Source organism: Kribbella sp. NPDC058693, assembly GCF_042715335.1.
Classification (GTDB): Bacteria; Actinomycetota; Actinomycetes; order Propionibacteriales; family Kribbellaceae; genus Kribbella; species Kribbella jiaozuonensis.
Map to the genome: position 1 here is coordinate 626,574 of NZ_JBHXSQ010000002.1, position 26,927 is coordinate 653,500.

Consider the following 26,927-nt stretch of genomic DNA (forward strand, 5'->3'; position numbering starts at 1 on the left):
GTGCCCGGCTCGCGGGCACAGTCTGCGTCGCGGTCAATCGTCGGTCGGGAAGCTTGGAGGCGCCTGCAGATCGTGGGCGCGGAACAGGACAGCATGCTCGACGCCCATGGCCTTACCGCTCATCGCCGCAAACATCGGGATGAATTCGGCCGGGGCCGGGTGCCAGGGGAGCGCGGCCAAGTACGCCGCGTGTGCCTCGAGCGACGCGACGCCCTTACGGAGTGGTTCACCGGTCACGTCGACGCCGTGGGTCGCGGCGCCGGCGAGGCCGGGTGTGAGGTACCAGCGAGGCGAGTGCGGCTCGAGCTGCTCGTCGTCGATCTGCTCCGGGAACACCCAGCGGTTACCTGCGTCCCGGATCGCGTCGAGCGTCGCCAGCCCGGCGGCCCGGTGATCGGCTTGGTCGAACCCCATCGGCGTCTCGACGTCGTAGCCGACACCCAGCACAACATCGGGCTTGAACCGTCGGATCTCCCGGCAGATGTCGCGACGCAGATCGAGCCCGTAGACGAGCACACCATCCGGATGCTCGAGAACCGTCAGGTGCGTGACACCCACGACGTCACACGCAGCCTGCTGCTCCGCAAGCCGCAACCGAGCCGTCTCCTCCGGCGGATTCGGCATCCCCGCCTCGCCGCGCGTAAGCAGCAGATACCCAACCTCGATCCCACGCGCAGTCCACCGAGCAACAGCAGCAGAACTGCCGTACTCCATATCGTCCGGGTGCGCGACAACACACAACACCCGCTCAAAGGACTCCTCAGGCAACACCGGCAAGGTCATGCAAGCATCCTTACACCCCGCCGACTCCTTCTGGTGAGGCGGTCTCTAGTGGTACTTGGTCGGCTGGGATGACGCCGAGTTGGGTGGTCTGGCGTGGCAGGACGGCGTCGAAGAACCAGTCGGTGGCGGTGCGGACGCGGTTGCCGGGCATCGACAGCAGGTGGTACCCGCGGGTGACGACCTTCGCGGGCAGGCCGGCCAACGGTACGTGCAGCGGGTTGGCCGCTGCCTGGGTGCCGCCGAGGTCGACGACCAAGCCGAGGTCTTCGTGGCGGTAAGGCTGCAGGATTCCGGTCCCGAAGCTTGCCGCGATGTTGTCGGCGGCCTGTTTGCCTTGCCGTTGGGCGTGCTGGGCGGTCATCGGCGTGACCTCACCGGGCCGGGTCAGGTCCGGTACGGCGGCCGCGTCACCGCACGCGAACACCTCAGGATGCCCGGGCACCTGGAGGTACTCATCCACGACCAGCCGACCCTTGTCGGTCTTCAAGCCGAGCCCGTCCACCACCGGATCGGGCCGTACGCCGACGCACCAGATCAGTGACTGCGTCGGGACGAAGCTCTTGTCGGTCAGCCGTACGCCGTCCTCGACCGCCTCCTCGATCGAGACACCCATCCGTACGTCGACACCGCGCTCGCGCAGTACCTTGTCCGCCGTACGCGAGAGGCGTTCGTCGAGCTCCGGCAGAACCCGGTCGGCGACGTCGAGGAGCATCCAGCGGATGCGCTGATCACGCAGGCGCGGGTGACGCTTGCGCAGCAGTTCGGTGTAGAGGACGGCATGCGCGGCGACCTCCGTGCCGGTGTATCCGGCGCCGACGACGACGAACGTACACAGGGCGTCGCGGGCCGACTGGTCGTCGGTCGCGTCGGCCAGCTCGAGCTGTTCGGTCAGGTGGTCGCGGAGGAAGATCGCCTCGGGTATCCCGCGGAATCCGTGCGCGTGCTCGGCGATTCCCGGCACGGGGAGGAGTTTGTTGACGCTGCCGGCGGCGATGACCAGCCGGTCGTACGACAGCTCGCCGCGCGCGCCGGTCGGTTCGGCGTACCGGACGGTCCGTGTGTCGAGGTTTAGCCCGTCGACTTCACCGAGCACGAGCCGCACGCCGGGCAGCGTTTCGGCGAGCGACACGGTGATCCGGCGGGGTTCGATGATTCCGGTGGCGACCTCCGGCAGCAGTGGAACGTAGAGGAAGTAGTCGGTCGGATTCACCAGGATGATCTCGGCGCGGTCCTTGGCGAGTCTGCGCAGCCGGCGCGCGGCATGAAATCCCGCGAACCCGGCACCCACGATGACAATCCTCGGCCTGTCCATGCGCCACCAGTACCAGCCACACCGACGTGCCAAACCCGCGAACATCGCCGGGCACGGATCACCGGCTGCTCTTTCGGGATCGGACCCATCCGCGGCGTGGAGCGCTCCGAATACCGGTCATTGAATCCTCGCGAGGAGATGGTCCGCAGTGCCGGAATTCGAAGATCTCACGCAGCCAACGGTCGCCTCTGTCGGTGAGGCCTGATGCAGGGCTGGAAACCGATCTGGCGCTGGCTCACCGCAAGTGTCGTTTTCGCCGTCCTCGTGGCGGTCGCGGTCGTTGTGTTCGGCCCGAACGGCAGCGGACAAACCGCCGCCGCACCGCCGACGAAGACGGCAAAGCCGACCCAGCCATCGGCGGCGCCGACCGATGATGATGCCTTGGTCAACCGAATGCTCGATCAGCTCCGGGCCGGGAAACCCGTCGAGCCACAGTTCGCGGCCGGGGACAACCCCGCGGCGGGTGTGCCGATCGAGGCGATCAAGGCCAGGCCGGGGGAGCAGTTGCGGCTGGGGCGGTTGGAGATCCCGCGGTTGAAGGTCGACCAGCCGTTGAACAACGGCGTCGACGAGGCCGCGCTGGTGCAAGGCGTGGGTCATTGGCCGGGGACCCCGTTGCCGGGCAGTCCGGGCAACAGCGTGATCAGCGGGCATCGCAGTACGCACGAGAAGCCGTTCCTGTACCTGGACCGGCTGCGCCCCGGCGATCCGATCATCGCGACGGTCGGCGCCACGCGGACGACGTACAAGGTCGCCAAGGTCGTGATCGTGCCGCAGGCGCAGTACGTGAAGTTCGTGCTGAAGCAGCCCACCAGACCAGGCGAGAAGGACATCACCTTGTTCGCCTGTAACCCCATCACCGCGCACTACCAACGCATCGTCGTTCAGGCGACGGCTGCTTGAGGAGGAGAGTCATGGGTTTCAGTAAGATTTTCGGGGGCCGTCCGGTCCTCGAGTTCGCCGACGAGCACAGCCGGCGGAGCTTTCTGCGCAACGCGGCGCTGGTCGGCGTCGGTCTGACGTACGTCGCCACCCGTCCCGGCGATCCGGTTGCCTTCGGCAACGCTGATCGCGGCTTCGGGACCGAGGCCGCCAAGAGTGACCTCGACATCCTGAACTACGCGTTGACGCTGGAATATCTGGAGTCGGCGTTCTACACGATGGGTCTGAAGGCGAAGCTGTTGAAGGGCCGCGAGCTCGAGTTGGTGGATCCGATCCAGCAGCACGAGGCCAACCACGTCACGGCGGTGAAGACCACGATCCAGGACCTGGGCGGCAAGCCGGTGGCGGCGCCGAAGGTGAAGTTCCCGGCCGGCACGTTCTCCAGCCGGGCCGCGTTCCTGAAGACCGCGGGCACGTTCGAGGAGCTCGGCGTGAAGGCGTATCACGGTCAGGTGCCGCTGGTGAAGGACGGTCACATCCTGGCCGCTGCGGCGTCGATCGCCGGGGTCGAGTCCCGGCATGCGGCGATCATTGCCCAGATCTCCGGCGGGAACCCGTTCCCGGCGCCGATCGAGGCCCATCTCGGGATGGCGCCGGTGCTCAAGGCCGCCATGCCGTTCATCGCGTAACAGGAGGAGAGCTGATGACTGACACCGTTCGTGATCTGATCCACGGCAACGCCTCTATGGTGGCGCCCGGTGCCGCACTCGGCGCCCTGAGCCACGGGTTCGAGCTGGCCAGTGCGAAGGACTTCAATAGCGACGTCGAGGTCTTGAACTACGCACTGACACTCGAGTACCTGGAGGCCGAGTTCTACCGTCAGGGCAACTCGGCAGGACTGCTGAAGGGCACCGAGAAGAAGTACCTGATGCAGATCGGCGCCGACGAGGCGTCGCACGTCGCGACCGTTACCGCGACGATCCAGAAGCTCGGCGGTACGCCGGTCGGCGCGCCCGCGGTCGACTTCGGCGGCGCGTTCGAGAGCCGGAAGAGCTACCTGACCACGTCGCACATCTTCGAGAACAAGGGCGTGGGCGCGTATCTGGGTGCGGCCGGGTTCGTGAAGGACAAGATGATCCTGCAGGCCGCAGCCGGCATCTTCGGTGTCGAGGCCCGGCACGCCGCCGTCGTCGGCAACCTGCTCGGGCTGAAGGCCGAAGGTGGCGTCTACATGGGCTCGACCGAGGTCGGCATCCCGAAGGCCGACGTACTGAAGGCCGTCGCTCCTTTCCTGCGCGACCCGGCCAAGGTCGTCGCCGCGATCACCCTCTGACGCAACAAAATCAACGGCCCGGCCGCCCTGGGGGCGACCGGGCCGTTGTGGAACTCTCAACCTGCCGGCTCAGGCCGGATTGGGGTAGGTGAGGCCGATGTCGTAGGCGAAGATGACAGCCTGGACGCGGTCGCGGGCGCCGACCTTGGCGAGTACGCGGCCGACGTGGGTTTTCACCGTGGATTCCGACAGGTGGAGGCGCTCGGCGATCTCCGGGTTGGTCCAGCCGTGGGCGATGGCGACGAGGATCTCGCGTTCGCGTTCGGTCAGGGTCTCGAGCTTCGCGTCGCCGTCCTCGCGTGTGGCGCGGGGGAGATGCTGTGCGTAGGCGTCGAGGAGCCTGCGGGTCAGGCCGGGTGAGATGATCGCGTCGCCGGCCGCGACTGCGCGAATGCCGCCGAGCAGTTCCTCCGGCCGTGCGTCCTTCAGCAGGAACCCGCTCGCCCCGGCGCGGAGTGCCGCGTGGGCGTACTCGTCGAGGTCGAACGTGGTCAGTACGAGGACCCGCGATCGGTTGCCGCTGGCCACGATCCGGCGGGTGGCCTCGATTCCGTCCATGCCGGGCATCCGGATGTCCATCAGCACGACATCGGGGTGCAGCTCGGCAGTCCGGCGTACGGCCTCGGAGCCGCTGCCCGCCTCGCCCGCGACCTGCGTCTCCGGCACGGACTCGAGCAGGATCCGGAGACCGAGCCGGTGCAGTGGCTGGTCGTCGACGATCAGCACGGTGGTCATGGTGTCCTCTCGGGGGCGAGCTCGAGTTCGGTCTGCACGGTCCAGCCGCCGTTACGGGTACGCCCGGTCCGCACCGTGCCGCCGTACAGGGCTGCGCGTTCGCGCATTCCGATGAGGCCTTGGCCGTCTCCAGAAACAGATGCCGGTTCGAAGCCGCCTGATGGTCCGGTGTCTTCGACCTGGATCCGCAGCCGCTGGTGTACTACCTCGACCGACACCCGCGCGTCGGTCTCGGGCCCGGCGTGTTTGAGCGCATTGGTCAGCGCCTCCTGAATAATCCGGTACGTCGCGAGCTGCAGACCTCGATCGGCTGGGAGGTCGCCCGCGGTTCGGTAACTCACGCTGGGACCGGCTGCTCGGATCCGGTCGCACAGCCCGTCGATGTCGGCGATCCCCGGCTGTGGGCTGAGATCCGGCACCGCGGCGTCGTCTCGGAGCGCGCCGAGCGTACGCCGCAGATCGTTGAGCGCCTCCCGCCCCGTCTCGCCGATGAGCGTGAGCGCCTGGGCGGAGCGATCGGGATTGACGCGTACGGCGTACGCGCCGCCGTCCGCGAGTCGGATCATCACCGAGAGGTTGTGCCCGAGGATGTCGTGCATCTCGCGCGCGACCCGAGCGCGCTCGCCCGCGACCGCCAGCATGCTCCGCTGGTCGCGCTCGATCTCCAGTTGCGCGGCGCGATCGCGCAAGGCGGTGAGTTGCGAGCGCCTGATCCGGACGACCAAACCCAGCGCGACCGCAGCCGTGCTGGCGCAGACCAGGAAGAACGCCACCTCCGCAACGGACACGACGGCGGAGATCCGTACGACGGCCAGCGTCAGTACGCCGACCATGATCGCGCACGCCCACAGCAGACGACGGAGCGAGCTGTGGAGCGTGAGGCTGTAGAGCGCGATCAACAACGCGACATCTGCGCGAAGAAATACCAGCAACGACCACTGCACAGTGAAGACTGCCGCCGTGAGAACAAACGCCGTCATCGGTGCGCGGCGGCGGAAGAAGAGCGGGAGTATCAGTCCCGCCTGCAGGGCCAGCATCGTCCCGACAGATACCTGGTTGAACACCCCGGCGAGTTCGCGTGGGCCGTCGTCGCGCAGCAGATCCGGCAGGCAGAACAACAAGAAGGCGCCGACGACAACCAGGGTGTCGACCGCCCACGGTCGGGCGCGGTCTGCCCGGCGCAGCCGCCCTCCGATCCGGCCGAGACGGAGCACCAACGGGTGCTGCCACAGCGGATCCGGATCGGCGGCGGTCTGCGGACCTTCGGGGCGCGCCGCGCCGTCCTCAGTCACCGTTCCCATCTGTCCATTGTTACCGCCGATCGCGACCGTGGATCAGGCGTCGCTGCGAGACAGGCGCCAGGCCGCGCCGGCGAGGGCGAGCGCCGTCCATCCGGCGAAGACCAGAAAGCCGATCCCGGGCGAGAGGGTGTGTGGTGCCTGGTGCAACGAGTACATGGACTGACCCGCTTCGCTGGGCAGGAACTGCTGGATGGCGTGGCGCCAGGAGACCGGCAGCAACGAGACCAGTCCGGGCAGGAGCATCAGCGCCCCGACCAGGGCCGAGATGGCTCCGGCGACGGATCGCAGCATCGCACCGAGAGCCACGCCGATCACGCCGACGAGACCGAGGTACACCGTCGCGCCGAGCAGACTCCGAACCACGCCGGTACTGGAGATCGTCAGCGCGGCGGGAGTGCTGCTGAGGATCCCGCTGTCGATCAGGAACGTGACGAAAGCCCCGACCAGGGCGATCGCCAGCGCGACGACGCCGTACACGGACGCCTTCGACCACAACACCGGGAGCCGGCGCGGTACGGCGGCAAGCGTCGAGCGGATCTGTCCCGTCGAGTACTCGCCCGCACTGACGAGCACTCCCAACACGCCCAGGGCCAACTGCGACAGGGCGACCCCGAAGAGCGACAGGCTCAGCGTCGTGGCGTCGGCGAAGTCCGGGTCGAGCTGCCGGCCGGAGTTGACGCTGGAGCGGTAGCGGAGCGCCGCGATGATGCCAAAGGCAACCAAGAACAGCAGGCCGAGACCCAGCGTGATCCAGGTCGACCTCAGCGACCACAGCTTGGTGGATTCGGACCGGAGCACCCGACGGCCGGTGACGCGGTACTGCGGTTTCGGCGCGGCTGCTGATCCGCCGCTCGCGGGGCGAGGTTCGGTGATGACGGTCATGCTGCACGCTCCCCGAGTTCGGTGGTGCCGTGGTAGACGACATCGTCGCGGGTCAGGTCCATGAACGCGGCCTCCAGCGAAACCTGGATCGTCGTCAGTTCGTACAGCGCGATGCCGTGCGCGGCGGCCGTGGTCCCGATCGATCGCGCCGACAGGCCGGTGACCTCCAGCTCCTCGGAGCCGGCCGCACCGACAACCTCCACGCCTGGCCCGGCCAGAGCGTCACGCAGTCCGGCCGGATCCGCAGTTGCTACTCGGACAGCGTCACCACCCGCTTGTCGTACCAGATCTTCGACGGTCGTGTCGGCGAGCAGCCGGCCGCGGCCGACGATGATCAATCGGTCCGCGACCAGGGCCATCTCACTCATCAGGTGGGACGAGACGAACACGGTCCGGCCCTCCGCGGCGAGGCCGATCAGCAGGTTGCGGATCCACAGCACGCCCTCCGGATCCAGCCCGTTCACCGGTTCGTCGAGCATCACGGTCGCCGGGTCGCCGAGCAGCGCGGCAGCGATTCCGAGCCGTTGCCCCATACCGAGCGAGAACTGGCCGGCGCGCTTCTTCGCCACGGACTGCAGGCCGGTCAACTCGATCACCTCGTCGACGCGGCGCCGGGGAATGCCGTGAGTCTGCGCCTGGGCCAGCAGATGGTTGTACGCCGACCGGCCCGGGTGGATGGACTTCGCCTCCAGCAGGGCACCGACCTCCTGCAGCGGGGCGGTGTGCTCGCGGTACTGCTTCCCGTTGACCGTGACCGAGCCGCTCGTCGGCGCGTCCAGCCCGATGATCATCCGCATCGTCGTCGACTTGCCCGCACCGTTCGGCCCGAGGAACCCCGTGACGGAACCGGGCCGGACGGTGAACTCCAGCCCGTCGACCGCCGTCGTCTCGCCGTACCGTTTGGTGAGCTGTCTTGCCTCGATCATCCCGTCGCCCTCGACTCCCTGGACCGGACCTCCCGGCCTCGTCACCCAACCTAGGAATCGCCCGCCCGGGATCCGTGGTACCGCGGCCTGATCTTCCGACGACGAGTAGTACCGCGGTACTACGAGCCGCCGGTTGACAGGTGCGTTATATCGCCGGACGATATAGCGTGTCGCGTAATAGTGGGGGAGCGCATGGAAGCTCTGGGTAGATTCGCCGAGCCGAGTGTCTTGATCCTGACGAGCCTTGCGGGTGGGGAGAAGCACGGCTACGCCCTGATCAAGGACATTGAGGAGCTCGCCGACACGGTCGTCGGGCCGGGCACGCTGTACGCCGCGCTGAGTCGGCTGCAGGAGCGCGGACTGATCGAGGCCTTGCCGACCGAGGACCGGCGCCGGCCGTACCGGATCACCGCTGCGGGTGCGGAGGCGCTCCGGGAGTACTTGCAGCAGGCCCGTCAGATCAGCAGGGTCGGGCTCAAGCGACTGCAGGCGTGGGCATGAAGCGCCTCCTGCGGCTGTATCCGGCGAGCTGGCGGCATGAGTACGGCGATGAGCTGGCGCAGGTGCTCGAAGACCTCGGCCCGCTGAGCCTGTCGCGGCGGATCAGCGTGATGGTCGACCTGGTGCGCGGCGCTACTGATGCCCATTTCAGGGCGCTCCCAGCTGTCGGCGCCGTACTGCGGCGGGCGGTCCTCGTCGCGTCGATCGTCTGGGCCGCGTTGAGCATCGAGATCGTGCTGTCGAACGTGGTCTTCCCGACCGGCGACAACGACGGCGCATCGGTACTGATCAGCTATCTGGCCGTTTTCGTTGCGCTCACGGCAGTCGGTGTACTGACCGGCCGGCTCGCCGGACACTGGTGGATCGTCGCGCTGGCCGGAGGGTGCGCAGGCGCGCTCGTCGGCGTGCTGACGATCGGCACGTACGCCGTGATCGACAACGTCTTCCTCGACGTCATCAGCCGCCAGCAACCGAAGATCGACGGCCTGGCCGCTAGCGGCTTCACCTCGATGCGGACCTACATCAATCTCAGCCTGCTCCTGGCCGGCGTACTCCTGTCGACGTTCCTCGGCTTCGCCGGAGCCGGCCTCGCCGTACTCGGCAGCCACCTCCGCCGAGCCGGATCACGCCGGCAGATCCTCGCATGACGCTGCGGCGCCTGGTCGTCGTTATCGCTGTGGTAGAGGTGATTCTGGCCGCGGCAGGTTCGCTGACTGATCGGGCGGCATTGCGGGGGAGTGGCGCGTTCGCCCTCATCGGAGTCGCGCTGGCCCAGACCTTGTGCGTGCTCCTGGTCCGGTACGGCCCGTTCTCGAACCGCTCAGCGGCGATCCGGATCGGAGTCGGGATCGGATTGGTTGCCGGAGGCATGTACGGCGCGGAGGTGGTCGCGGAGTACCTCAGCCCAACGGTGACCGATGCGAGCGTCGTCATCGGCTGGATCATCGTGATCGGACTGGTCGCCGCCGCCGTACTCGCGTCGACCGTGGCCTCGCTCCGCGAACGCTCGCTGCGAGCCGGCATCACGGCCGCCGTCTACGCGATGGTCTTCGAGTACCTCACCTGGTATCCGGTAGTGCTCCTGAGCTACTACGCATTCAGAACAAGCCCGGCAACAGACCGGGTCTGGCGTGCAGAAGGCACGTACGACGACTTCGCCCGCAGCGGGATGACCGACCTCCACGCCTTCGTCATCCAAGACTTCTGGGGCGCCGGCACCTTCCACCTCCTCGCCGGCCTCACCATCGCCGCCGTCTTCGGCACCATCACAGCGACCCTTCCACTGCTTCTGCGTAAACCCGCTCCGGGCTCGGCGCGTACTTCGACCGCACGATAGAACCGGTCGAAGAGCGGTCGGGGTCCGCTGCCGACAGGGGCTCGACCGGCTCGGTAGCGGCCAGATTGCTGGCTGAGGGCGTTCGCTTTCGTCGGAGTCGAGCCGCCGGCGTCCTGACACCGATCTGAAGCCGGGCGGGTCTACTTTGCGGCTTGTAGTGAGAGGGCGTTAACGAGCTGAGGGGGCTTGCATGTCGAACAAGTTGCCAGTCGCGTCGCTGTCGTCGACCCGCGAAGGGTAGTCGGCATCCGCGATCGATGAGATCTCTGGCGCGGCGAGCCCGGGCGGGTCTCGCCGCGCCAGTCCATCAGCAAGAAACCACACGTACGAAAGGACTGTCGCCATGCCTACTGTTACGTCCACCGACGGGACCGGCATCGAGTACGAGCTCAGCGGGGCCGGGCCAGTTGTCGTCTTCATCGGCTCCGGGCCGACGGACCGCACTTCCAATGCGGAGCTTGCGGGATTGCTTGCGGGATCATGCACGGTGATCAACTACGACCGGCGGGGGCGTGGCGGGAGTGGTGATACCGCGCCGTATGCCGTGGAGAAGGAGATCGAGGATTTGCAGGCCGTTGTGGATGCAGCGGGTGCGCCAGTGTCGTTGTTCGGGGACTCCGGTGGGGCATTCCTGGCCTTTCGGGCGGTGGCGGGTGGGATGCGGGTGGATCGGATCGCGGTGTGGGAGGCGCCGTACATCGTTCCGGGTAGTAGGCCGCCCGTTCCGGATGACTACGCTGAGCAGCAGGCGGCGCTCGCCACGGCAGGTGACAGCGGTGCGATGGCGGAGCTGTTCTTGGGGACCGCGGTTGGGATGCCGGCCGAGTTCGTCGCCGGTCTGAAGGCGGGGCCGTACTGGAGTTTCCTTGCCGATGCTGCGAGTCCGGCGTTGGTGTACGACGCTCAGCTTGCGGGGGACTTCGGCATCGATTCGGCTCAGCAGGCGAAGGTGTCGTGTCCTGTCCTGATTCTGGACGGGAACACGACGCCGTGGTTGTCGGAGACGGCCGATGCGCTCGCGAAGATGACACCCGGCGCCGTACGGCAGACGCTCGATGGTCAGCAGCACAACGTCGAGGCCGCGGTCCTGGCGCCCGCGCTCAGTGCGTTCTTCGCCGGGTGATCGAGAGTATTGGGATGAGGAAACTCGTCGTCATCGAATACCTGTCCCTCGACGGCGTGGTCCAAGGACCCGGTCACGCAGCCGAGGACGAGGACGGCGGCTTCGACCTGGGCGGGTGGACCGGTCCGCACATGGCCGACCACCGGGAGTGGGGGAGTCCGCTCTACCAGGCCGCGGGTGCGTTTGTCTTCGGTCGTCGTACGTACGATCTGTGGTTGCCGCACTGGTCGACGATCACGGATCCGGACGACCTGATCGCGGCTGCGCTCAACGGCAGGCCGAAGTACGTCGCCTCGACCACGCTCACCGCGGCGACGTGGCCGGGTACGACGGTGTGGCCGGACCGGATCCCCGAGCGGGTCGCGGAACTGAAGGCCCAGCCGGGCGGCGACATTCTGATCGCAGGCAGCGCGGCGCTCGCGTCCGACCTCATCGATCGCAAACTGGTCGACACGTACCACCTGTGGTTCCACCCGGTCGTCCTTGGTGCCGGCAAGCGTCTGTTCCCACCAGGGCTAGCGCCGCAGCAGGACCTGGACCTGATCAGCAGCACGACCACCAGGACCGGGCTCGCCATCCTGACCTACGAGCGAGCTCTCAATTCGTGAACCTTGATCGGCGGCCCCACGCTGGTCAGCTACTCCCATCAAATCCAGCAACAGACGCTCCCAGAGAGCCTTGGACGGCGGTGCGGAGCACGAGCAGCACCGCACGAGGGCTGGGCTAGCCGGCGGTCGGTCGGAGCGTGAGTTGCTCGAGTTTCTCGGCGAGCGGTACGGCGGCGCTGTCACCGAGGTCGGCAAGGATGGAGTGAGCCCGGCTCCAGACTTCGCCGGCCGCGGTGATGTCGCCTTGGACGTAGTGAGTCTCGCCGAGGTGTACGAGCACGTCTGCTTCGTTGTAGCGGTCGCCGAAGTCCTGGAAGGTTTCGAGCGCCGACTCGTAGGCTTCGATGGCCGGCCGGTAGCGGGACAGGTGGTGATGGCTGTAACCGATGGTGTCCCAGGCGAAGGCCTCGCCAGGTCGGTCGCCGAGCTTGCCGAGCAGCGCGAGCGCCTCCTGACCGGTCGACAGCGCCCCCTGATAGTCGCCCAACCGCGCCAGGTCCCACGCGATGACACAGATTGCCCTTGCCCGCTTGGCGTCATCGTCGGCGGCCTCGAAGTGGTGGAGTGCCTGCCGGTCGTGTTCCAAAGCCTCGTGCTGACGTCCTTGTGCTTCCCGAACGAGACCGCAGATCCGGTGCGAGCGAGCGATCTCCGTCTCGATACCAAGGGTGCGTGAGGCCTCGAGCGCCAACCGGCTGTGCAGGTCGGCGTCACCCGGCCGGTTCAGGCGCGTGTACGCGAGTGCGAGCTCGCGGTGCGCGCGAGTCTGTACGGCGATGTCGGCATCCGCAGCCAGGACCGCTTGCAGCGCCGCGACGAGATCGTGCAGGCGCCCGACGCGAGTCAGCGGATCGGCCAGCGTAAATATCAACGCGGTCGCTCGATCGGGGAACTCGTCGCCGGCCTGGTCGAGGACGGCCAGCAGCGCAGGAATCTCGTCTGCGAACCAGGCCAGCGCTGCACGATGATCCTCGAAGCTCCGGACGACGACACCGTCCTGCGGCTCGAACGCCGAGGGGCGCGGATCGCACGGGTACAAGGTCGAAGCGGCCGCCTGGCTGGTGAACAGGTAGTGGTCGAGCAGGCGCCGGCGGACCTGGAGACGGTCGAGGTCGGCGTCGTACCTGAGCATCAGTTCGCCGGCGTACACGTTCAGTAGATCGTGCAGGGCGTACCGGCCGGGCCGCGGTTCGTCGAGGAGGTGCGCTTGCCGGAGTTCGGCCAGCAGACGCCGTACGTCGAACCGTGGCTCGCCGGCCAGGCTGGCGGCTGCACCCAGATCGAAGTCGGGCCCGGGATGCTGTCCGAGCAGCCGGAACAGCCGGGCCGCGGGCAGGCCCAGCTCCCGGTACGACCAGGAGAAGACCCGGCGCATCTCGGTCGCGGGACTCATCTCGCTGAAGGCTTCGAGCCGCCCTTGCCCGGCGCGCAGGTCCGCCACGAACGCCTCGAGCCCGAAGCCTGGGCGCTCGGCCGCTCGGGCTGCCACCACCGCCAGCGCGAGCGGCAGCCGGGCGCACAGATCGACAAGCTCGTCGGCAGCAGGTCGTGCTGCGTTGATCCGGTCCGCGCTCAGCCGCCCAGCCAGGAGCTGACGGCTCTCGTCGCGGCTCAGCAGGTCAAGCTGGATCGAGCGTGCACCCTCAACGGCGACCAGGTCGGACAGCTGGTTTCGGCTCGTCACCAGCACCATCGCGCCGGGGGAGCTCGGGAGAAGGGGGCGGACCTGCGCGGCGTCGGCCGCGTTGTCCAGTACGACGAGCATCCGCCGCCCGTCCAGCAGCGACCGGAACATCGCGGTCTTCTCATCGAGGTCGAGCGGGATCTTCGCATCGGAGACACCGAGCGTCCGCAGAAATCGCGTCAAGGCTTGATCGGAACTCACGGCGGGCCTGGGTCCGAACGCCTGCAGGTTGAGCCAGAGTTGCCCGTCGGGGAAGCGGTCGGCGGCCCGGCGAGCCCAGTACGCAGCGAGGGCGGACTTGCCGATCCCGGCCATCCCGGAGACCAGCGCGATGGCGACCGGCGCGGGCCGATCGGGCGCTCCGAGCGGAGCGGTGAGCTGGGCCAACGCATCCGCTCGGCCCACGAACGCTGGCACGTCCGGCGGTACTTGCCTGGGAACGGTGACCTCGGTCCGGGGGCTCCCGGCGAGCATCCGCGCGTACAGGGTCTGGAGTTCGTCGTCGGGATCGATTCCGAGCTCTTCGGTCAGCCGTGTGCGGACTGTGTTGTAGGCGTTCAGGGCATCGGTCCGCCGGCCTTGGCCGTCGAGAGCGCGCATCAGCTGTGCCCACAGCCTTTCGCGCAACGGATTTTGCTTGGCGAGCACGACGAGCTCGTCCAGCAGCTCCTCACCGCGGCCGCGATCGAGCTCGATGTCGAAGCGCCGTTCGATCGCCCGCAAATGCTGTTCGTGCAGCCGCGGGGCGAAGTCTCGCTGCAATCGGTCCGACGGCACGCCTGCCAGGGGTTTCCCGCGCCAGTGGGCGACGGCTGCGGTGAGCGCGTCGAACTCGCCGTCGAGATCGCCGTGCTTCGCGGCGCGGGCTGCCCGTTCGAGGTCCCGGTGGAAGCGGCCGAGGTCGACGTACTCGGGCTGCACGTTGATTTGGTATGCGTCCGTCCGGGTGGTGATGTCCAGCTCCGCAGACAGTCTGCGCAGCCGCGTGACGTAGAGCTGGATCGCGCGGCGTGGATTTCCGGGCTGTTCCTGGCCCCAGACGGCATCCGCCAGCTCCTCGACCGGGACCGGCCGACCAGCGTGCAGCAGGAGGGCAGCTAGCAGGATGCGTAGCTTCGGAGACCCGAGCTGGACGGCAGAGCCGTTCGCGCGGACCTCGAACGGTCCCAGCAAGCCGAATTCCACTGTCATGCCACATCCGTCATTCGCGGTGTCGATCCAACGATTGTAAGAAATCGCAGTCGATCAGGATTCACGTGCAGCAGGACCCCGTTGGGAGCTTTCAATGAGAACAATTCACGTAGTTCATGCACTCTGCGCATCAACTGCAGCCCGGGCTCGATTCCAGCCGCGGCCGTTTGGAGGCCGCCGGCCGCCGGCCCAGTCGTTTGGCCGCGTTGGGCGTCTGGAACCGTCCTGACGAAGAACGCGTACGCGAGCATCGTGTACGACGACAGAACGCCGACCAGACCCCACAGGATCAGCGCTGGGACCAATCGGGGGTGAATGGCGCTCAACACCAGCGGAACGCCGGAGACCAATTTCACCGGCGTAGGGAGCAGCTAGACCCTCCGGAGCAATGTAGAAGCCGTACACGTAGACCAACGCGAGCAGAAAGCGAAGGCGACGATCGTTCCAGGTCAGTGAGAAACTCCGCCGCATCGAGGACCGCGAACGTTGATCGCCGGGCGCGGCGACCTTTCTGGGTGGTGGTAGATGAGGTGACGTTCCGAAGCGAATCAGGGCCGCCGCGACGACGAAAGTCAACGCATCCAGCGTCAGGGCACCGCTGGCGCCGGTCAGCCCCATCAACAGTCCACCGGTCGCGAACCCGACGACCTGCACGATGTTGTCCGTGGTACCGGTCAGGCCCATGCCGACGATGTACCGGTCGCCGGCGAGAACGTTCGGCAGCACGGCATTGCGAGCAGCGCTGTACAACGGCTGCAGTGTGACTACACAAACCAGGAGGGCAACGACGACGACCAGGGGCAGGCGAGGTACCGCCATCCCCGCGACCAGTCCCGCCCTGACAAGATCCGTCACCACCATGATGCGCCGCCTGGAATGCCGATCTGCAAGGCCGCACAGCAACGGTGCGCTGACGAGCGGTGGTATGAGCGTCATCGCGTAGGCGAGCGCCGTGAGGAGCGGGGACGACGTTCGTTCGAACACGAGCACGGCCACCGCGACCCTGGCCAACTGATCGCCGAAGCGCGACTGCGCGTGGGCGAGCCACACTGCACGAAACTCTGCGACCCCGATGACTTGGCGAATTGTGGCCCGGGGCTCGTCGCCCTCGCTCGACAGTTCAGTCATGCACCCCCTCGCCGTCCAGTTGCGTCGCTGCTCCCCATCAGGTCGCGAGGACGGTCTCACGCAACGGCTTCAGATCGACTTCGCATCCGAGGACGCTGCTTGCACCATCGATTCCCGTCCCGCGGCAGCGCGGACCAGCCAGGTGCCGGTCTTCGCCGCTGACCGACTGGGAACTCGTCAGGCGATCATTGAGGGGATCGACGCTGCGGAGCCTGATGGGCGGCGGGCGATGACGGCGTTCAGTCGGTATCGGTTGCGTGAGTTACTGGAGATCATGCCGTACGACGCAGCTAACCCGGGTCGAACGAGTGCGTCGATCCGTCCTCAATCAAACGCTGTAACGCCGGTGGGTTTGTCCACCGTCTTGTCCTTTGTGGGCTGCAGGGATTTGATGAGGTGATCCCGATCGGAGGTACGGGGAATCAGTCCTCGTGCGCCGTCGGGACGGGGGTGGGACCATGTCGACTCGTTGGTCGAAGGTAGCGATTTTTCTCGCAGTGATGTTGGTGGCAGTCGCAGTTCCGACATCAGCCCAAGCTACTTTTCCTGGCCGGAACGGGTTGATCGCGTTCACGGCAGGCACAGACGCCGGCAGCCAACTGTTCACCGTGCGCCCCGACGGCACCGGGCTTCGGCAGATCACGCATGTGGACGGTGACGCCGTCAACGTCGACTGGGCGCCGGACGGCGGCCGCATCGTCTTCTCCATCGGCGGCGAAGACTCGGTCCGGATTGCCGTCGCCCGACCGGACGGAACTCGGCTCCGTGTGCTGCCACAGCCCGCGGGCGTCTTCGACGACCAGCCGTCGTTCTCGCCCGATGGACGCACCATCTACTTCGAGCGGTTCACCGCCGCGACCAACGACGACGCGATCTGGCGCATGTCGAGCGACGGCAGTCATCAGCGCCGGGTGCTCGGCCCGTTCCCCAACGGTTTCGTGACCGATCCGAACGTGTCGCCGGATGGCAAGACCCTCAGTTTCCAGGGCTTCGACGGTTCGGTGACAGGTCCGCCGCCCAACCTGGAGCCGGCCCAAGGCCTGTTCACGGCCGATGCCAACGGTCGCCATATCAGGCAGATTCGTCCATTTACGGCCGATGAGACGATCAAAGCCGACTGGGCCCCGAGCGGTCGTCGGATCGCGGCGACCGAGAACGCGAACCACTTCCATCCCGAAGACTCAGCAAACATCGTGACGATGCGCCCGGATGGCTCGACCCTTCGAGAAGTCACTCATTTCCACGACGGCCAGACGAATGCATACTTCGGATCGTATTCGCCCGACGGCCAATGGATCGTCTTCAGGTTAGAGATCGGCGGCCTGTTCGGCCTCTACCGCATGCACCCCGACGGAAGCCATCGAAAGGCGATCCTGACACCGTCGGCATTCCGACCATCCCTCATCGACTGGGGCTCCTCGCGCTAGCTCCCTATTCCAGACCGTAAGCTCGAATGGCGTTGCCGCGAGCAAGCATTTCGACGTAGCGTCGCGCGTCGGCCGCGCCGATCAGGTCGTCGGCCAGCCACTCGTCGAGGATCCGGCCGACGGCCCGGCGCCACAGCCAGGATCCGCACGCGTACAGCTCGGGCAGGCCGAACGCGTCCGAGGCGTAGAGCACCTTGTGCATCGGTGCCATCTCCAGCGACTCCCGCACGAGCGTTTCGCTGGACGGCCCGGCGTGGCTGACTGCGCAACTGGTGTCGAGCCAAACGTGCGGGAAGAGCTGCGCGAGAATCCCGGCCTGACGGATGTACGGGTAGCAGTGCAGCAGCATCAGCTGAGCTCCCGTCGTACGTGTCGCGTGCGCGAATCCGGTGAGGTGGGAGGGATCGCAGCGGTGCAGCACGATGTCCGGGTCGCCGTACCCGACGTGCAACTGGATCGGCTTGCGGAGTTCCACCGCCTGCCACAACAGGTGCCGCAGCAGCACCGGGTCCGCGAGACGCGTCGGTGAGCCTGCCTCGATGTCCGTCAGCCAGCGGCCCGCGGCCGCGGTGACCTGAGCAGGTTCCGGAGGGGCGGGGTCGAAGTCGAGACCGTACCGGTAGGCGATGATCGATTTGACGCCGACAGCGTTTGCGGCGGCCGCCTCGAGCGCGTCGTCGAAGGCGCTGGCGAAGCCGGCGGCAGTACAGCCCGGCGCGATCGACTCGGCGAGCGTTTCCAGGCGCACGATCTCGTCGGTAGCCGCGCCGGTCAGCGTCGCCATCTCGTCTGGTGTCGTGATCGTCGAAGCCCGGAAACCGGTGTCGAGCAGGTATCGCTCGGTTCCGCTCGAAGCCAGCAGCCGCGCGCTGACCTCCGCGCCGCCCAGCTCGCCGCGGCGCCGAAGATACTCCTCCGCGGTGCAATGCCGCGGCAGATCGAGCAACGGCGCGCACACCGAGCGCACCGTGATTCCGAACGGGTTGTCGAACACCGACGTGCCGGGTGGGGCAGGCCAATCCGATTCGGTGGCCAGCAACTCCACCTCCGCATCGGTCGCAGTGCCGGTCTGTACGCCGTGGCAGTGGTGGTCGATCAGCGGCAGCTGGAAGGCCAGCTCGGCGACACCTTCACCAGCCCGCCGCAGGGCCTCCGGGATCGCTCCTCGATCGGTCATGCGGACCACGCGAACCGCAACCGGTCGGCCACTGCGGACGGATCCTGTCCTTCGAAGGCGGTCACCTCGTGCCGCCGTACGGCGAGAAGCGCGGACAGCAGGTCTGCGCCGAGTATGTGTTTGGCCTGGGCCGAACCCTGGAGCGCGTCCAGCGCCGCGGCCTGATCGGTCGGCAGTGTCTGGTGCTGCGCATCGGCCGGATGGGTGGTGACCTCGGCCGGCAGCGGGGTCCTGCGCCGCAGTCCGTCCACGGTCAGGCCGAGCACGACCGCGGTCGCGAGGTACGGGTTGGCGGACGGGTCGATGCATTTGACCTCGATGTTGGCACTGCCTGCCTCGACCGCGCACAGGCGTACTGCGGCCTCGCGGTTCTCCAGACCCCAGCAGGCAAACGCGCCCGCCCAGTGCCCGGGAAGCAGCCGCTGACCCGACAACACGGACCCGGCGAGTACGCCGACCACGCCGGGGAGCCCGGCGAGGATGCCGCCGATCGCCGACTCACCCTCCACGGTCAGCCCGTGCGGTCCAGGCCCACCGGACAGTACCGGCGTACCGTCGCGATCGAGCGAGACATGGACGTGAGCCCCGTTGCCGCTGCCACCTGCGAACGGCACCGGCGAGAACGACGCGGCCAGCCCTGCGCGCCGCGCCGCGCGGCCGATCACGATGCGTGCCAGTACGACCATGTCGGCCGCGGCGACAGGATCGGCGGGGGAGAAGGAGATTTCGTACTGGTTGTCGCCGTACTCGGCATGACACTGCACGACGTCGAGCCCGGCGGTTCGGCAGTCGTCGAGCAGTCGCAGGAGGAAGTCCTCACGGTCCAGCCCTGCGGTCAGGCCGTAGCAGTTCCATGGGCGTGCGGTCAGCGCCGCGCCGTCGGCGGCGGTGAGTACGAACTCGACCTCGCAACCGACGGTCGCGGTTATGCCGAGCGACGCCAACTCGCCCACGGTCTCCCGCAGCCGCCCGCGTGTGCAAAGCGGCGAGGGCGAGCCGGACTGTTCATGGAACTCCGCCGGCGCCCAGGCCAGCCCGCCGCCGAGGACACGCAGCGCGCGCAGGTCGGGACGCAGCCGTTGGTCACCGACCACACCCAGCTCAGGCGTGAACGCGATGCCGTTGTCAATGCAGAAGACATGCCAACTCGGCGCCGCCCCCAGCCCGGACCGGTGCGCCTCCGCGACCTTCTCGCGCGGCACGAACTTCGCCCGAGGCACGCCACCAGGATCGACAGCGGTCACCGCGAGCACGCTCACCGCGGCCCTGGCAAGATCGGCGTCGAGCTCGACGAGCTCGTGGCTACCGAGGACGGAAAGAAGATGCGAGGCCATACAACAGACCGTCTCACCTCACCCGCCGCTTAAGCTCCTACAACCCGACGACACCCGCGTGTCGAGTGGCGCGCGGGCCACCGATGGCGGGACTTGATGGCTGGAGTCTGGCGAGCGTCTCAGTCCTGCGAAGTGTCCTAAAACCACAAAACGTGGGTGGCTGATGTTTCCATCAGTCCAACTCCGCGTGGGGTTAGAAAAGTGTGTCCGAGGCGGGACAGGCACCTTAACCACACACCTCGACGTTGCCCCCGATGACGCTGCGGCCGGCCGAACCCCATAACCGGGCGGTTCAAGTCGAGCGGTTCGGCGCGGCGGCCCCGGCTACGGAACGTCCCGCGAAGCGACGAACCTGACCTCGGCGAAGACGTTGGAGGCGAGCCGGAGTTCGTCCCCGTCATGTAACGGGCGGCGCTCGCGGGCAGGCAGTTTCTCGCGGTCGACGTACGTGCCGTTCATCGACCGGTCGTCGCGGATCCAGGGTCTGCCGTCGTCCGAGAGCCCGACTGTGGCGTGTCGTCGCGAGACGTTGTCGGTGTCCCGGAACAGCGGGGCGGTGGACAGTTCGGGGTCCCTGCCGAGGACAACCTCCTGACCAGGGGAGACGTGGACATCTCCTGTGTCGAAGGAGAGTCGCAACAACGGCAGCGTCGGCTCGCGGGAGGTCATCAGTGCTGGCTGTGGCGGCCGGGCAAGAGGTGCTGGTTCCCAGGAGAACAAACAGGAGAGGCAATAGCCGTCAGTGGCGGTGGCTCGACCACAGCGTGGACAGAGCGTTTCCGGTGCAGGTGGAGACGGGACCAGGTCGGCCGGCTGGTCTGCCGCGTCCTGTACTGCGACCGGTGCGGCCTCGTCCGGAGTCCACTCGACGACGCGCGTGTCGGCGGGGCCGCCGATCACCTTCTGGCAGCGCGGACACGTCAGCTCGTCGCTGCCCAGAGGTGCTTCGCAGCGGGCACAGATCAAGCGTTCCACGATGATCCTTCCCAGATCACTCCCGCACTCTCCAGCGATTGCTCCCACTGACGTAGCGCCTCACGCCGGGGGATGCCCACTAGCCATAGCCTGCCGTCGACAACACTTGCTTGGAGACGGCGCTGCTGGTAGCGCTCGAGGGCCTGCTCCCCGTACCGCTCATGGCCGAGTTCGGTCAGCGGTACGACGACCTGGTTGTCCGAGCCGCGCAACGGCACCGCCGTGTTACGCCGCTCGACGTACGGACCCGCGACCACCGCATCGCAATGACCCAAGGCAGATCGGAACGCAGCCGTGCGAGCCAGTCGGGACCATGCGTAGCCCGAGTACACCAACAGGTCCACAGGCTCGTCGCTCCCGGCTGTTGCCTCGCGAAGCCCGCCAAGCAAGGCCGCCAGCGCTTGTGGCTGCTCGAAGGGTTCGCCCCCGGATATTGTGACGCCGTCCAGCCGACCGGGTAGCTGAAGCACCCAGGCGACGACCTCCGATACCTCGACGGCGGACTCCGGTCGCTCCACCCAGGTGTCACGCGACATGCATCCGTGGCAACCAAGACTGCAGCCCTGCACCCAGATGCCGGCCCGTACGCCGTGACCGAGCACCGTGACCGGGTGGTGTAGCCGGTTGACCGCGATGGTCGTCATGATCGGCTGCGCTCCTGGCGATCCCGACGGCGATGATCCACCTGCTCCTGCCGTGCAACTCGCGGGAGCGGACGTGAACCTGGCTTCGTCCGGGACACTACGGTGAGGTCGACCCCGTTCTGGCCGAGTGCCTCGCTGAGCGCATCGAGCGAGTCGCACCACTCCTCTTCCCGCTCCAGGTCTTGTCGACTCGCATCCAGTCCTTCGCCTCCCGCATTGCGTACCACCATCGCCCGCATCTCGTTGGTGTCGTGGTCGAGCACCACCAAGACCTGGTGCTGTCGCCAGCCGGAGCGCGAGACGGCCAGCCGTCCCTGTTCAGGTGTGAGAGTGGAGAATTCCTCCACTACGTCGTACTCGAGGTCTTCCAGAGCACCCACCACGACCTCGCGCAGATACTGACGCTCCGCCGCGGCACGAACTGTTTCGGCCCACTGCAAGGCCTCCGCCCGCAGTGCATCGTCGAGCTGTCGCGCCCCGCTTGCCACCGCCTCCAGGGCTTGCCTGACCAGCAGTGCTTCGGCGTCGTCGAGGTGAGCGAGCGGCTGAAGGTACGCAGAGGCCTCCCGGGCGTCGGCCATCCGCAGCTCGCACATGCCTGCCAGCAGTTCCGCGCGTGTCCGCAGATCGTCGAGGCGGTTGCGTGCCTCGACGACGGAGGTGGCCTCGACAACTCGTGCTGCCGCCGCTGCGATATCCGCCCGTTCCGACGTACGGGCAGCCGCTGGAACCCGGTCCATCACGCGTCCGGCCGCAGCGATCTCCCGTTGGATATCCAGCCGGGGCGCGGCGGCCTCAGCCGCGTTGACAGCGGGCTGGAGCGACTCGGTGCGCGCGCTCTCGTTCTTTGCCCAGGCCTGGATTGCCGCCTCGGCGCGCCGGCCGCTGGCGGAGCGAGTCAGCAGGGAAGCCGCCCGCCGAGTAGTCGCCGCTTGAAGAAAGGTCTCTGACGCGGCCAGCGCTACATCCGCTTGCGTGCACCAGTTCTGGAGGTCGGCGAGCGATTGCCTGCGCAGCGCCAGTGGCTCCGGAAGCGGCGCCGGTGCCGGACGCGGTGGACCGCCAGGGTCAGCGAGGGCGTCCTTCACTGCCTTGCGATTGACCGCGATCAACGCATTCCGGGCGATCACCTGGACAGCTGCCTGTTCCCAGGTGGCTTCCGCGCATTGGTCCTGCTCCCACCTGCGGTGGCGTCGATCGATCGAACCACCGATCGCTCCCAAGCTACTGCTCAGCGCGACCGACACTGCCGCTCCGGCCGCCATACCGAGCACGGCCGTGACGGCTAGAGGAACGACGACGCCGGTCACCGAACCGCTGCTCATTCGGAACCTCTGACTCGGATCTCTTCGGCGCGATACCGGGATCGCCAGTCGCGTCGCCGGTTCACGATCGAACGCACATGAAGGATCGCGAGTACGACGTACAGCAGTATGGGAACCGCGAGCAGGAAAGGCACCACGATCAGGGCGAGAACGATCACGCCGCAACCACGCGCCGGACCGCGCACGCCGCGACCGGCCGCCTGTAACGCCGGGCCAGATCTGCTGAACAGGCCATATCCCTGCCGGTACTGCGAACCGATCTCGGTCGCGAGAACCATCTCCGCGACGAGTTGCCCGACCGCGAGCAGCAGCCCGATGACGAGCATCGGGACGACCGAGTTCTTGGCATTCGGATCGATCTTCAGCCCGACCACCGCGACCAGGCAGATGACGACCGCATAGATGGCGAACGGCACGATCGCGCTGAGTCGGGCGGCGGCCAGGGCCGAAGACGATCGACGGCGACTCTCCATCGTCTGCCATTGCTCGGACCGTCGCTGCTTCTCCTCCTGGTTGGCAGCCGCCTGCCGGTCCAGGTAGTCCGCGTCTGCCAGTGCGCCCGGAGCCAGGAACAGAGTTGCCAGTACTGCGGCAGGCTCGTCGCCGGCTGCCTGCCGCGCGCTCGTGTACCAACTGACCTTGTTCGTCCGTGCCGCGACTTCGGCCATGCGCTGCTGGAGCGACGCGGTTTCCTCTTCGGGTTCCAGCACCAGACTCAGCAACGGCGCCAGGACATCGCGAGTTCCGACTGGTGGTGGCGGTTCGCGGAAGTCCGGTGTCATCGCGCCGCGGATCCGGGCCTGCGCCGCACGGTAGCGATGCTCGGCTGCCCGCCACGCGTGATCCACCTCGTCCAGACTCGATCCCGTGGGCTGCAGGGCCAGCTCCTGGAGGAGACGTTGACTCCACAACGCGTCGATGAACAGCAGGCGTTCGTCGTCCAGGGCCTGTGCGGCCCGGGCGTCGTCGGCTGCGGCGGCCAGGTTCGCGGGATCGACCAGCCGGCCACGGCACATCGCCGGGGCCTCGGGGTCGAGCCAGCGGATCAACCGGATCAGCTTTGCGTCCGGGCCGGCCGTCTCGTCGGTGAGTTCCAGGTCGACCAGCCGCTGTAGCTCCTCGTCCTGATCTGCGGCGTCGAAGCGGGTCAGCCAGACGCGGAGCCGGCGCCAGCCTTCGGAGGGATGGTCGGTTGTGCCCATCGTCGTGAAGTAGCGCTCGCAGGCCGTCGCCCACGCATCCGGCTCCGCCAGGGCCCGGACGAGCTCCTTCCGGTCGACGTAGGACTTCTGCCGGAAGATCAGCGGCTGACGATTCGTACCGACGGCCTGGCCGGTCCGCGTCGCGGTGATCTGCGACTCCTGGACGGTCGGCTCGTCAGAGACCGGCGGCGAGCCACCGTCCAGCCATTGCTCGACCTCGGTCCAATCCCACCGCGCGTCGGGATCCTTGGTCAGCAGACCGCGACAGAGCCGGCGCAACTGCGGATCGTCGATGCCGGGCAGGTCGATGTTCCGCAACAGCAGCGAGGCGTCGATGGCGGATTCCATCATGTCCTGGAACGGCCGTTGCCCGATCAGCAGTTCACGCGCGATCATGCCCAACGCCCACCAGTCGCGCGCGGGCGAGGTCCTCCCACCGGACGCGAGGCGGAGTTCGGGCGCGAGATATGCAAGGGTGCCGGAGGCGCCCGCGGCCACCCGGGTCTGGTCGAGCACGCGGCTGATACCGAAGTCGGTCACCGCGAGATCCAGCGGCGTCTCCGAGCGGACCAGCACGTTCTCGGGTTTCAGGTCCTGATGGACGATGTGCTGGTCGTGCAGTTGTTTCAGGGCAGAGGCGACCTGGCGGACGACGTTCCGGACCAGAGCGGGCGCGGCCGGACCTCCGACGCGGCGGACCAGTTCGGCCAGGCTGCCGCCGGCGACGTACTCCATCACCTCGAAGTCATGGCCGCTGCCCGTCTGGCCCGTTTCGACGATCCGGATCACGTGACCGGTGCTGAGGTGCTCCAGGCGCTCCCACACGTCTCGGGCGGCCTGATCGCCGCGGCGACGATAGAGCTTGATCACCCGGCGGACGCCCCGTTGATCGCGGACCAGCAGCAGATTGGCCTCGCCGCCGAAGGACTCGAGTTCTCCCTCGATCGTGTATCTGGCCGCCAGCTCCCGGGGCAACTGCGTGAGCAGTTCGTCGGCGTCCTCACGCCGGGTACCTAGGGGGTCCTCGCGTCTGGTGTGGTGACCGGCCGGTTCGGCCGGGCGGACGGCAGGCGCTTCCTTCCGGGTGGCCCAGGCCTCGTCGTTCTCGGTCATGACAGCAACTCCGGCCCAGGCTCTGAAATGGGCACGGAATCCGCCGGCTGCAGAACGATCTGCCAGCCCGCTTCGTCCTTGCTCGCACTGGTCACGGTCTGCCGCGGCGCCCGGTCGGGGGGCTGGGCGAACAGGGCGCGAGCGAGCGGATTGACCAGCATCGTTTCCAGCCGGGACCCGATGCCCCGGCCGCCCATGGTCAGGTCCGTGGTTGCCTCGGCCAGGAAGGCCTTCTGGACTGCGGGGTCCAGGTCCACCTCGAGATGCAACTCCCGCTCGATCAGCCCGGTGATCCGGTCGACCTGCAGGTCGAAGATCTCGGTGGCGATGGCCTGACTGATGAAGTTGAAGACGACGATGTTGTCGCCGAGGCGGTTGAGCAACTCGGGTCGGTTGAGCTTCTCGCTGATGTGCTCCCGGACACCCGCGGTGACGGACTCGACCAGTTGGTCGCGTGGCGTGTCGGGGCCGACCGTGACGGTGTCGCCGCGCTCGTCGAGCCTGGTGATGCCCAGGTTGGAGGTGAAGATCAGCACCGCCTCGGAGAAGTAGACGGTCGAGCCGGTGCCGTCGGTCAGCCTCCCCTCGTCGAGGATCTGCAGGAACTTGTCCATCACCCGGTCGTGCGCCTTCTCGATCTCATCGAACAAGATCACGCTGAACGGGCGTTCGCGGACCGCGTTGGTCAACTCGCCGCCCGCGTCGTGACCGACGTAGCCGGGCGGAGCGCCGATCAGTCGTTCGGCCGAGTGCTCGGCGGCGAACTCGCTCATGTCGAAGCGGATATAGGCGCTCTCGTCCCCGAAGATCAACTGGGTCAGGGCTTTGGCGAGTTCGGTCTTGCCGACGCCGGTCGGGCCCGCGAAGAAGAGGGCACCGCGCGGGCGGGACGAGTTGGACGAGGTCTGTGCTCCGGACAGGCCCATCACGGAGCGCACCAGGATGTCGACCGACCGGCCGATGGCCTCCTCCTGGCCCCGGACCCGGTGCCGCAATCGTTCTGGCGCATTGGCCAGCCTGCCGCGCAGGTACGGCTTGTTCCAGGGGTTGTCCTGGACCCCGACCCGGTAGCACCTGGTCGCGTCCTCGATGGTGCCCGGCCCGGACGTCTGCAACTGGGCCAGCCGGACGATCTCCATCATGCTGCGCAGCGTCAGCGAGCGCGTCTGTTCGGCGAACCGGTCGGCCAACTCGTCCGGATCCTCGTTCGGTGACTGCGCGATCAGGCGGCCCGCGAGGATCTTCGCGGCGGCCTTGCGGTCGCCGAGATCGGGCAGCGGTACGGCGATCGGCCGGATTGTTGCGTTGCCCGCGGCGAGCCAGGACGGTAGGTCCCGGTGATTGTTGGTCACCCAGAGAATCGGGTTGTACCGCGGGGTCGGGTCGTTCTTGTCCGGCAGCCTGAGCACCTTGGTGTTGTTGGACAGCTTCTCGACCGCTGTGAAGAAGTAATGCTCCTCCGGGCTGAGTTGCTGGGTGTCCCGGCACAGTCTGGAGGCGTAGTCGATCATCACCGCGACGCGATGCTCGGTGTTGCCGGCGACGTTGCGGAGTACTCCCAGCAGGGTCTCCAGGCTGACCGGCCTGCCCTTGCCGACCGGGCATCCGGCCACCTCGGACGCCAGCCTCTCCGTCTCGTCCCCGGCCGGAAGCACCGTGAGACCGTCGACCGGGTCAGCCACGAGGAGCAATCGATAGCCGAGTGGGTTGATCAACCACCAAACGGCCTCCCTGATGTCGGGAGTGCGCCAGTCGTCACCGTCGGGGACGAGATAGCTGTCCCGGATGTTGCCGTAGAGCAGCAGTTGCGGGTTCGTCAGCAGACAGGTGCTGGTTTCCCGTAACCATGCAGGAACCCGGCGCTCCTGATCCGGATCGGCCTGGGCAGCGGAGTTCGGTCCGCCGTACCCGTCGAGGGTGCTCATCGACGTCATGAGTCTGACTCCATCGCGCTCGTCGCGGCGCGGCCGGGCTGGTCCGGGGGAGTGACGTCCACTGCCATCGC

24 protein-coding genes are annotated in these 26,927 nt (G+C 67.4%); 9 read left to right on the forward strand and 15 right to left on the reverse strand.

The window, feature by feature from the left end:
* Nucleotides 1-33 precede the first annotated feature (33 nt).
* Together ACFWUU_RS12625 and ACFWUU_RS12630 are read right to left on the reverse strand one after the other, a co-directional pair.
* A complete protein-coding gene (locus tag ACFWUU_RS12625) occupies nt 34-783 on the reverse strand; it encodes a PIG-L deacetylase family protein (RefSeq protein WP_137256991.1) in 750 nt (249 codons plus the stop codon).
* Nucleotides 784-793: 10 nt separating this feature from the next.
* Nucleotides 794-2,071: an NAD(P)/FAD-dependent oxidoreductase gene (locus ACFWUU_RS12630; protein ID WP_380175220.1), complete on the reverse strand. Its 1,278-nt coding sequence runs from the start codon at nt 2,069-2,071 to the stop codon at nt 794-796.
* Nucleotides 2,072-2,299: 228 nt separating this feature from the next.
* Between ACFWUU_RS12630 and ACFWUU_RS12635 the strand changes: the two genes are divergently transcribed.
* Genes ACFWUU_RS12635 through ACFWUU_RS12645 form a run of 3 tightly spaced genes read left to right on the forward strand, consistent with a single transcriptional unit; the run spans nt 2,300 to nt 4,310 of the window.
* Nucleotides 2,300-2,998, forward strand: a complete 699-nt coding sequence (locus ACFWUU_RS12635) for a class E sortase (RefSeq protein ID WP_380175222.1) — start codon at nt 2,300-2,302, stop codon at nt 2,996-2,998.
* An 11-nt stretch (nt 2,999-3,009) separates the two neighbouring features.
* Nucleotides 3,010-3,666 (forward strand): ferritin-like domain-containing protein, encoded by a 657-nt coding sequence (locus tag ACFWUU_RS12640; RefSeq protein ID WP_380175224.1) that lies wholly within the window; start codon nt 3,010-3,012, stop codon nt 3,664-3,666.
* Between the two features lie 14 nt (nt 3,667-3,680).
* Nucleotides 3,681-4,310, forward strand: coding sequence for a ferritin-like domain-containing protein (locus tag ACFWUU_RS12645; protein WP_380175227.1), 630 nt, complete (start codon nt 3,681-3,683; stop codon nt 4,308-4,310).
* Nucleotides 4,311-4,379: 69 nt separating this feature from the next.
* On the opposite strand, the gene ACFWUU_RS12650 is transcribed toward ACFWUU_RS12645, so the two are convergent.
* From ACFWUU_RS12650 to ACFWUU_RS12665, 4 genes are read right to left on the reverse strand one after another with little or no spacing between them, the layout of a single operon-like run.
* Entirely contained in the window at nt 4,380-5,045 is a 666-nt protein-coding gene (locus tag ACFWUU_RS12650; RefSeq protein ID WP_380175229.1) for a response regulator, read from the reverse strand.
* The gene (locus ACFWUU_RS12655) at nt 5,042-6,346 is read right to left on the reverse strand and encodes a sensor histidine kinase (protein WP_380175231.1); all 1,305 of its coding nucleotides are present in this window, start codon (nt 6,344-6,346) and stop codon (nt 5,042-5,044) included. Before ACFWUU_RS12655 ends, ACFWUU_RS12650 begins: the two co-directional genes overlap by 4 nt.
* A gap of 33 nt (nt 6,347-6,379) precedes the next feature.
* Complete coding sequence (locus ACFWUU_RS12660) at nt 6,380-7,228, reverse strand: hypothetical protein (RefSeq protein WP_380175233.1); 849 nt, start codon at nt 7,226-7,228, stop codon at nt 6,380-6,382.
* On the reverse strand, nt 7,225-8,154 hold the full coding sequence (locus ACFWUU_RS12665; protein ID WP_380175235.1) for an ABC transporter ATP-binding protein: 930 nt from the start codon (nt 8,152-8,154) through the stop codon (nt 7,225-7,227). Before ACFWUU_RS12665 ends, ACFWUU_RS12660 begins: the two co-directional genes overlap by 4 nt.
* 192 nt (nt 8,155-8,346) lie before the next feature.
* Between ACFWUU_RS12665 and ACFWUU_RS12670 the strand changes: the two genes are divergently transcribed.
* The 5 genes from ACFWUU_RS12670 (at nt 8,347) to ACFWUU_RS12690 (ending at nt 11,722) form a co-directional block, all read left to right on the forward strand.
* On the forward strand, nt 8,347-8,655 hold the full coding sequence (locus ACFWUU_RS12670; RefSeq protein ID WP_380175237.1) for a PadR family transcriptional regulator: 309 nt from the start codon (nt 8,347-8,349) through the stop codon (nt 8,653-8,655).
* Nucleotides 8,652-9,302: a hypothetical protein gene (locus ACFWUU_RS12675; protein WP_380175238.1), complete on the forward strand. Its 651-nt coding sequence runs from the start codon at nt 8,652-8,654 to the stop codon at nt 9,300-9,302. The genes ACFWUU_RS12670 and ACFWUU_RS12675 overlap by 4 nt, the downstream gene beginning before the upstream one ends.
* Nucleotides 9,299-9,991: a hypothetical protein gene (locus ACFWUU_RS12680; protein ID WP_380175240.1), complete on the forward strand. Its 693-nt coding sequence runs from the start codon at nt 9,299-9,301 to the stop codon at nt 9,989-9,991. Before ACFWUU_RS12675 ends, ACFWUU_RS12680 begins: the two co-directional genes overlap by 4 nt.
* A 343-nt stretch (nt 9,992-10,334) precedes the next feature.
* A complete protein-coding gene (locus tag ACFWUU_RS12685; RefSeq protein WP_380175242.1) occupies nt 10,335-11,114 on the forward strand; it encodes an alpha/beta fold hydrolase in 780 nt (259 codons plus the stop codon).
* Nucleotides 11,115-11,128: 14 nt separating this feature from the next.
* Nucleotides 11,129-11,722 (forward strand): dihydrofolate reductase family protein, encoded by a 594-nt coding sequence (locus ACFWUU_RS12690; protein ID WP_380175244.1) that lies wholly within the window; start codon nt 11,129-11,131, stop codon nt 11,720-11,722.
* Nucleotides 11,723-11,837: 115 nt separating this feature from the next.
* On the opposite strand, the gene ACFWUU_RS12695 is transcribed toward ACFWUU_RS12690, so the two are convergent.
* Both ACFWUU_RS12695 and ACFWUU_RS12700 read right to left on the reverse strand, forming a co-directional pair.
* Complete coding sequence (locus ACFWUU_RS12695) at nt 11,838-14,597, reverse strand: BTAD domain-containing putative transcriptional regulator (protein ID WP_380175246.1); 2,760 nt, start codon at nt 14,595-14,597, stop codon at nt 11,838-11,840.
* A gap of 114 nt (nt 14,598-14,711) precedes the next feature.
* Nucleotides 14,712-15,725, reverse strand: coding sequence for an MFS transporter (locus tag ACFWUU_RS12700; RefSeq protein ID WP_380175248.1), 1,014 nt, complete (start codon nt 15,723-15,725; stop codon nt 14,712-14,714).
* Nucleotides 15,726-16,183: 458 nt separating this feature from the next.
* Here ACFWUU_RS12700 and ACFWUU_RS12705 point away from each other — a divergent pair, with 458 nt between their 5' ends.
* On the forward strand, nt 16,184-17,152 hold the full coding sequence (locus ACFWUU_RS12705; protein WP_380175250.1) for a TolB family protein: 969 nt from the start codon (nt 16,184-16,186) through the stop codon (nt 17,150-17,152).
* Between the two features lie 4 nt (nt 17,153-17,156).
* On the opposite strand, the gene ACFWUU_RS12710 is transcribed toward ACFWUU_RS12705, so the two are convergent.
* The 7 genes from ACFWUU_RS12710 to ACFWUU_RS12740 all read right to left on the reverse strand — a co-directional run bounded on the left by ACFWUU_RS12710 (nt 17,157) and on the right by ACFWUU_RS12740 (nt 26,856).
* A complete protein-coding gene (locus ACFWUU_RS12710; protein ID WP_380175251.1) occupies nt 17,157-18,329 on the reverse strand; it encodes an amidohydrolase family protein in 1,173 nt (390 codons plus the stop codon).
* Complete coding sequence (locus ACFWUU_RS12715; protein ID WP_380175253.1) at nt 18,326-19,663, reverse strand: hypothetical protein; 1,338 nt, start codon at nt 19,661-19,663, stop codon at nt 18,326-18,328. Before ACFWUU_RS12715 ends, ACFWUU_RS12710 begins: the two co-directional genes overlap by 4 nt.
* 324 nt (nt 19,664-19,987) lie before the next feature.
* Nucleotides 19,988-20,332 carry an FHA domain-containing protein gene (locus ACFWUU_RS12720; protein ID WP_380175255.1) on the reverse strand — a complete coding sequence of 115 codons (345 nt, stop codon included), beginning with the start codon at nt 20,330-20,332 and terminating at the stop codon, nt 19,988-19,990.
* A 293-nt stretch (nt 20,333-20,625) separates the two neighbouring features.
* Complete coding sequence (locus tag ACFWUU_RS12725; protein ID WP_380175258.1) at nt 20,626-21,282, reverse strand: 4Fe-4S single cluster domain-containing protein; 657 nt, start codon at nt 21,280-21,282, stop codon at nt 20,626-20,628.
* On the reverse strand, nt 21,279-22,607 hold the full coding sequence (locus tag ACFWUU_RS12730; RefSeq protein WP_380175261.1) for a hypothetical protein: 1,329 nt from the start codon (nt 22,605-22,607) through the stop codon (nt 21,279-21,281). Before ACFWUU_RS12730 ends, ACFWUU_RS12725 begins: the two co-directional genes overlap by 4 nt.
* Entirely contained in the window at nt 22,604-24,922 is a 2,319-nt protein-coding gene (locus ACFWUU_RS12735; protein WP_380175263.1) for a serine/threonine-protein kinase, read from the reverse strand. Before ACFWUU_RS12735 ends, ACFWUU_RS12730 begins: the two co-directional genes overlap by 4 nt.
* Nucleotides 24,919-26,856: an AAA family ATPase gene (locus tag ACFWUU_RS12740; RefSeq protein ID WP_380175265.1), complete on the reverse strand. Its 1,938-nt coding sequence runs from the start codon at nt 26,854-26,856 to the stop codon at nt 24,919-24,921. Before ACFWUU_RS12740 ends, ACFWUU_RS12735 begins: the two co-directional genes overlap by 4 nt.
* Between the last annotated feature and the right edge of the window lie 71 nt (nt 26,857-26,927).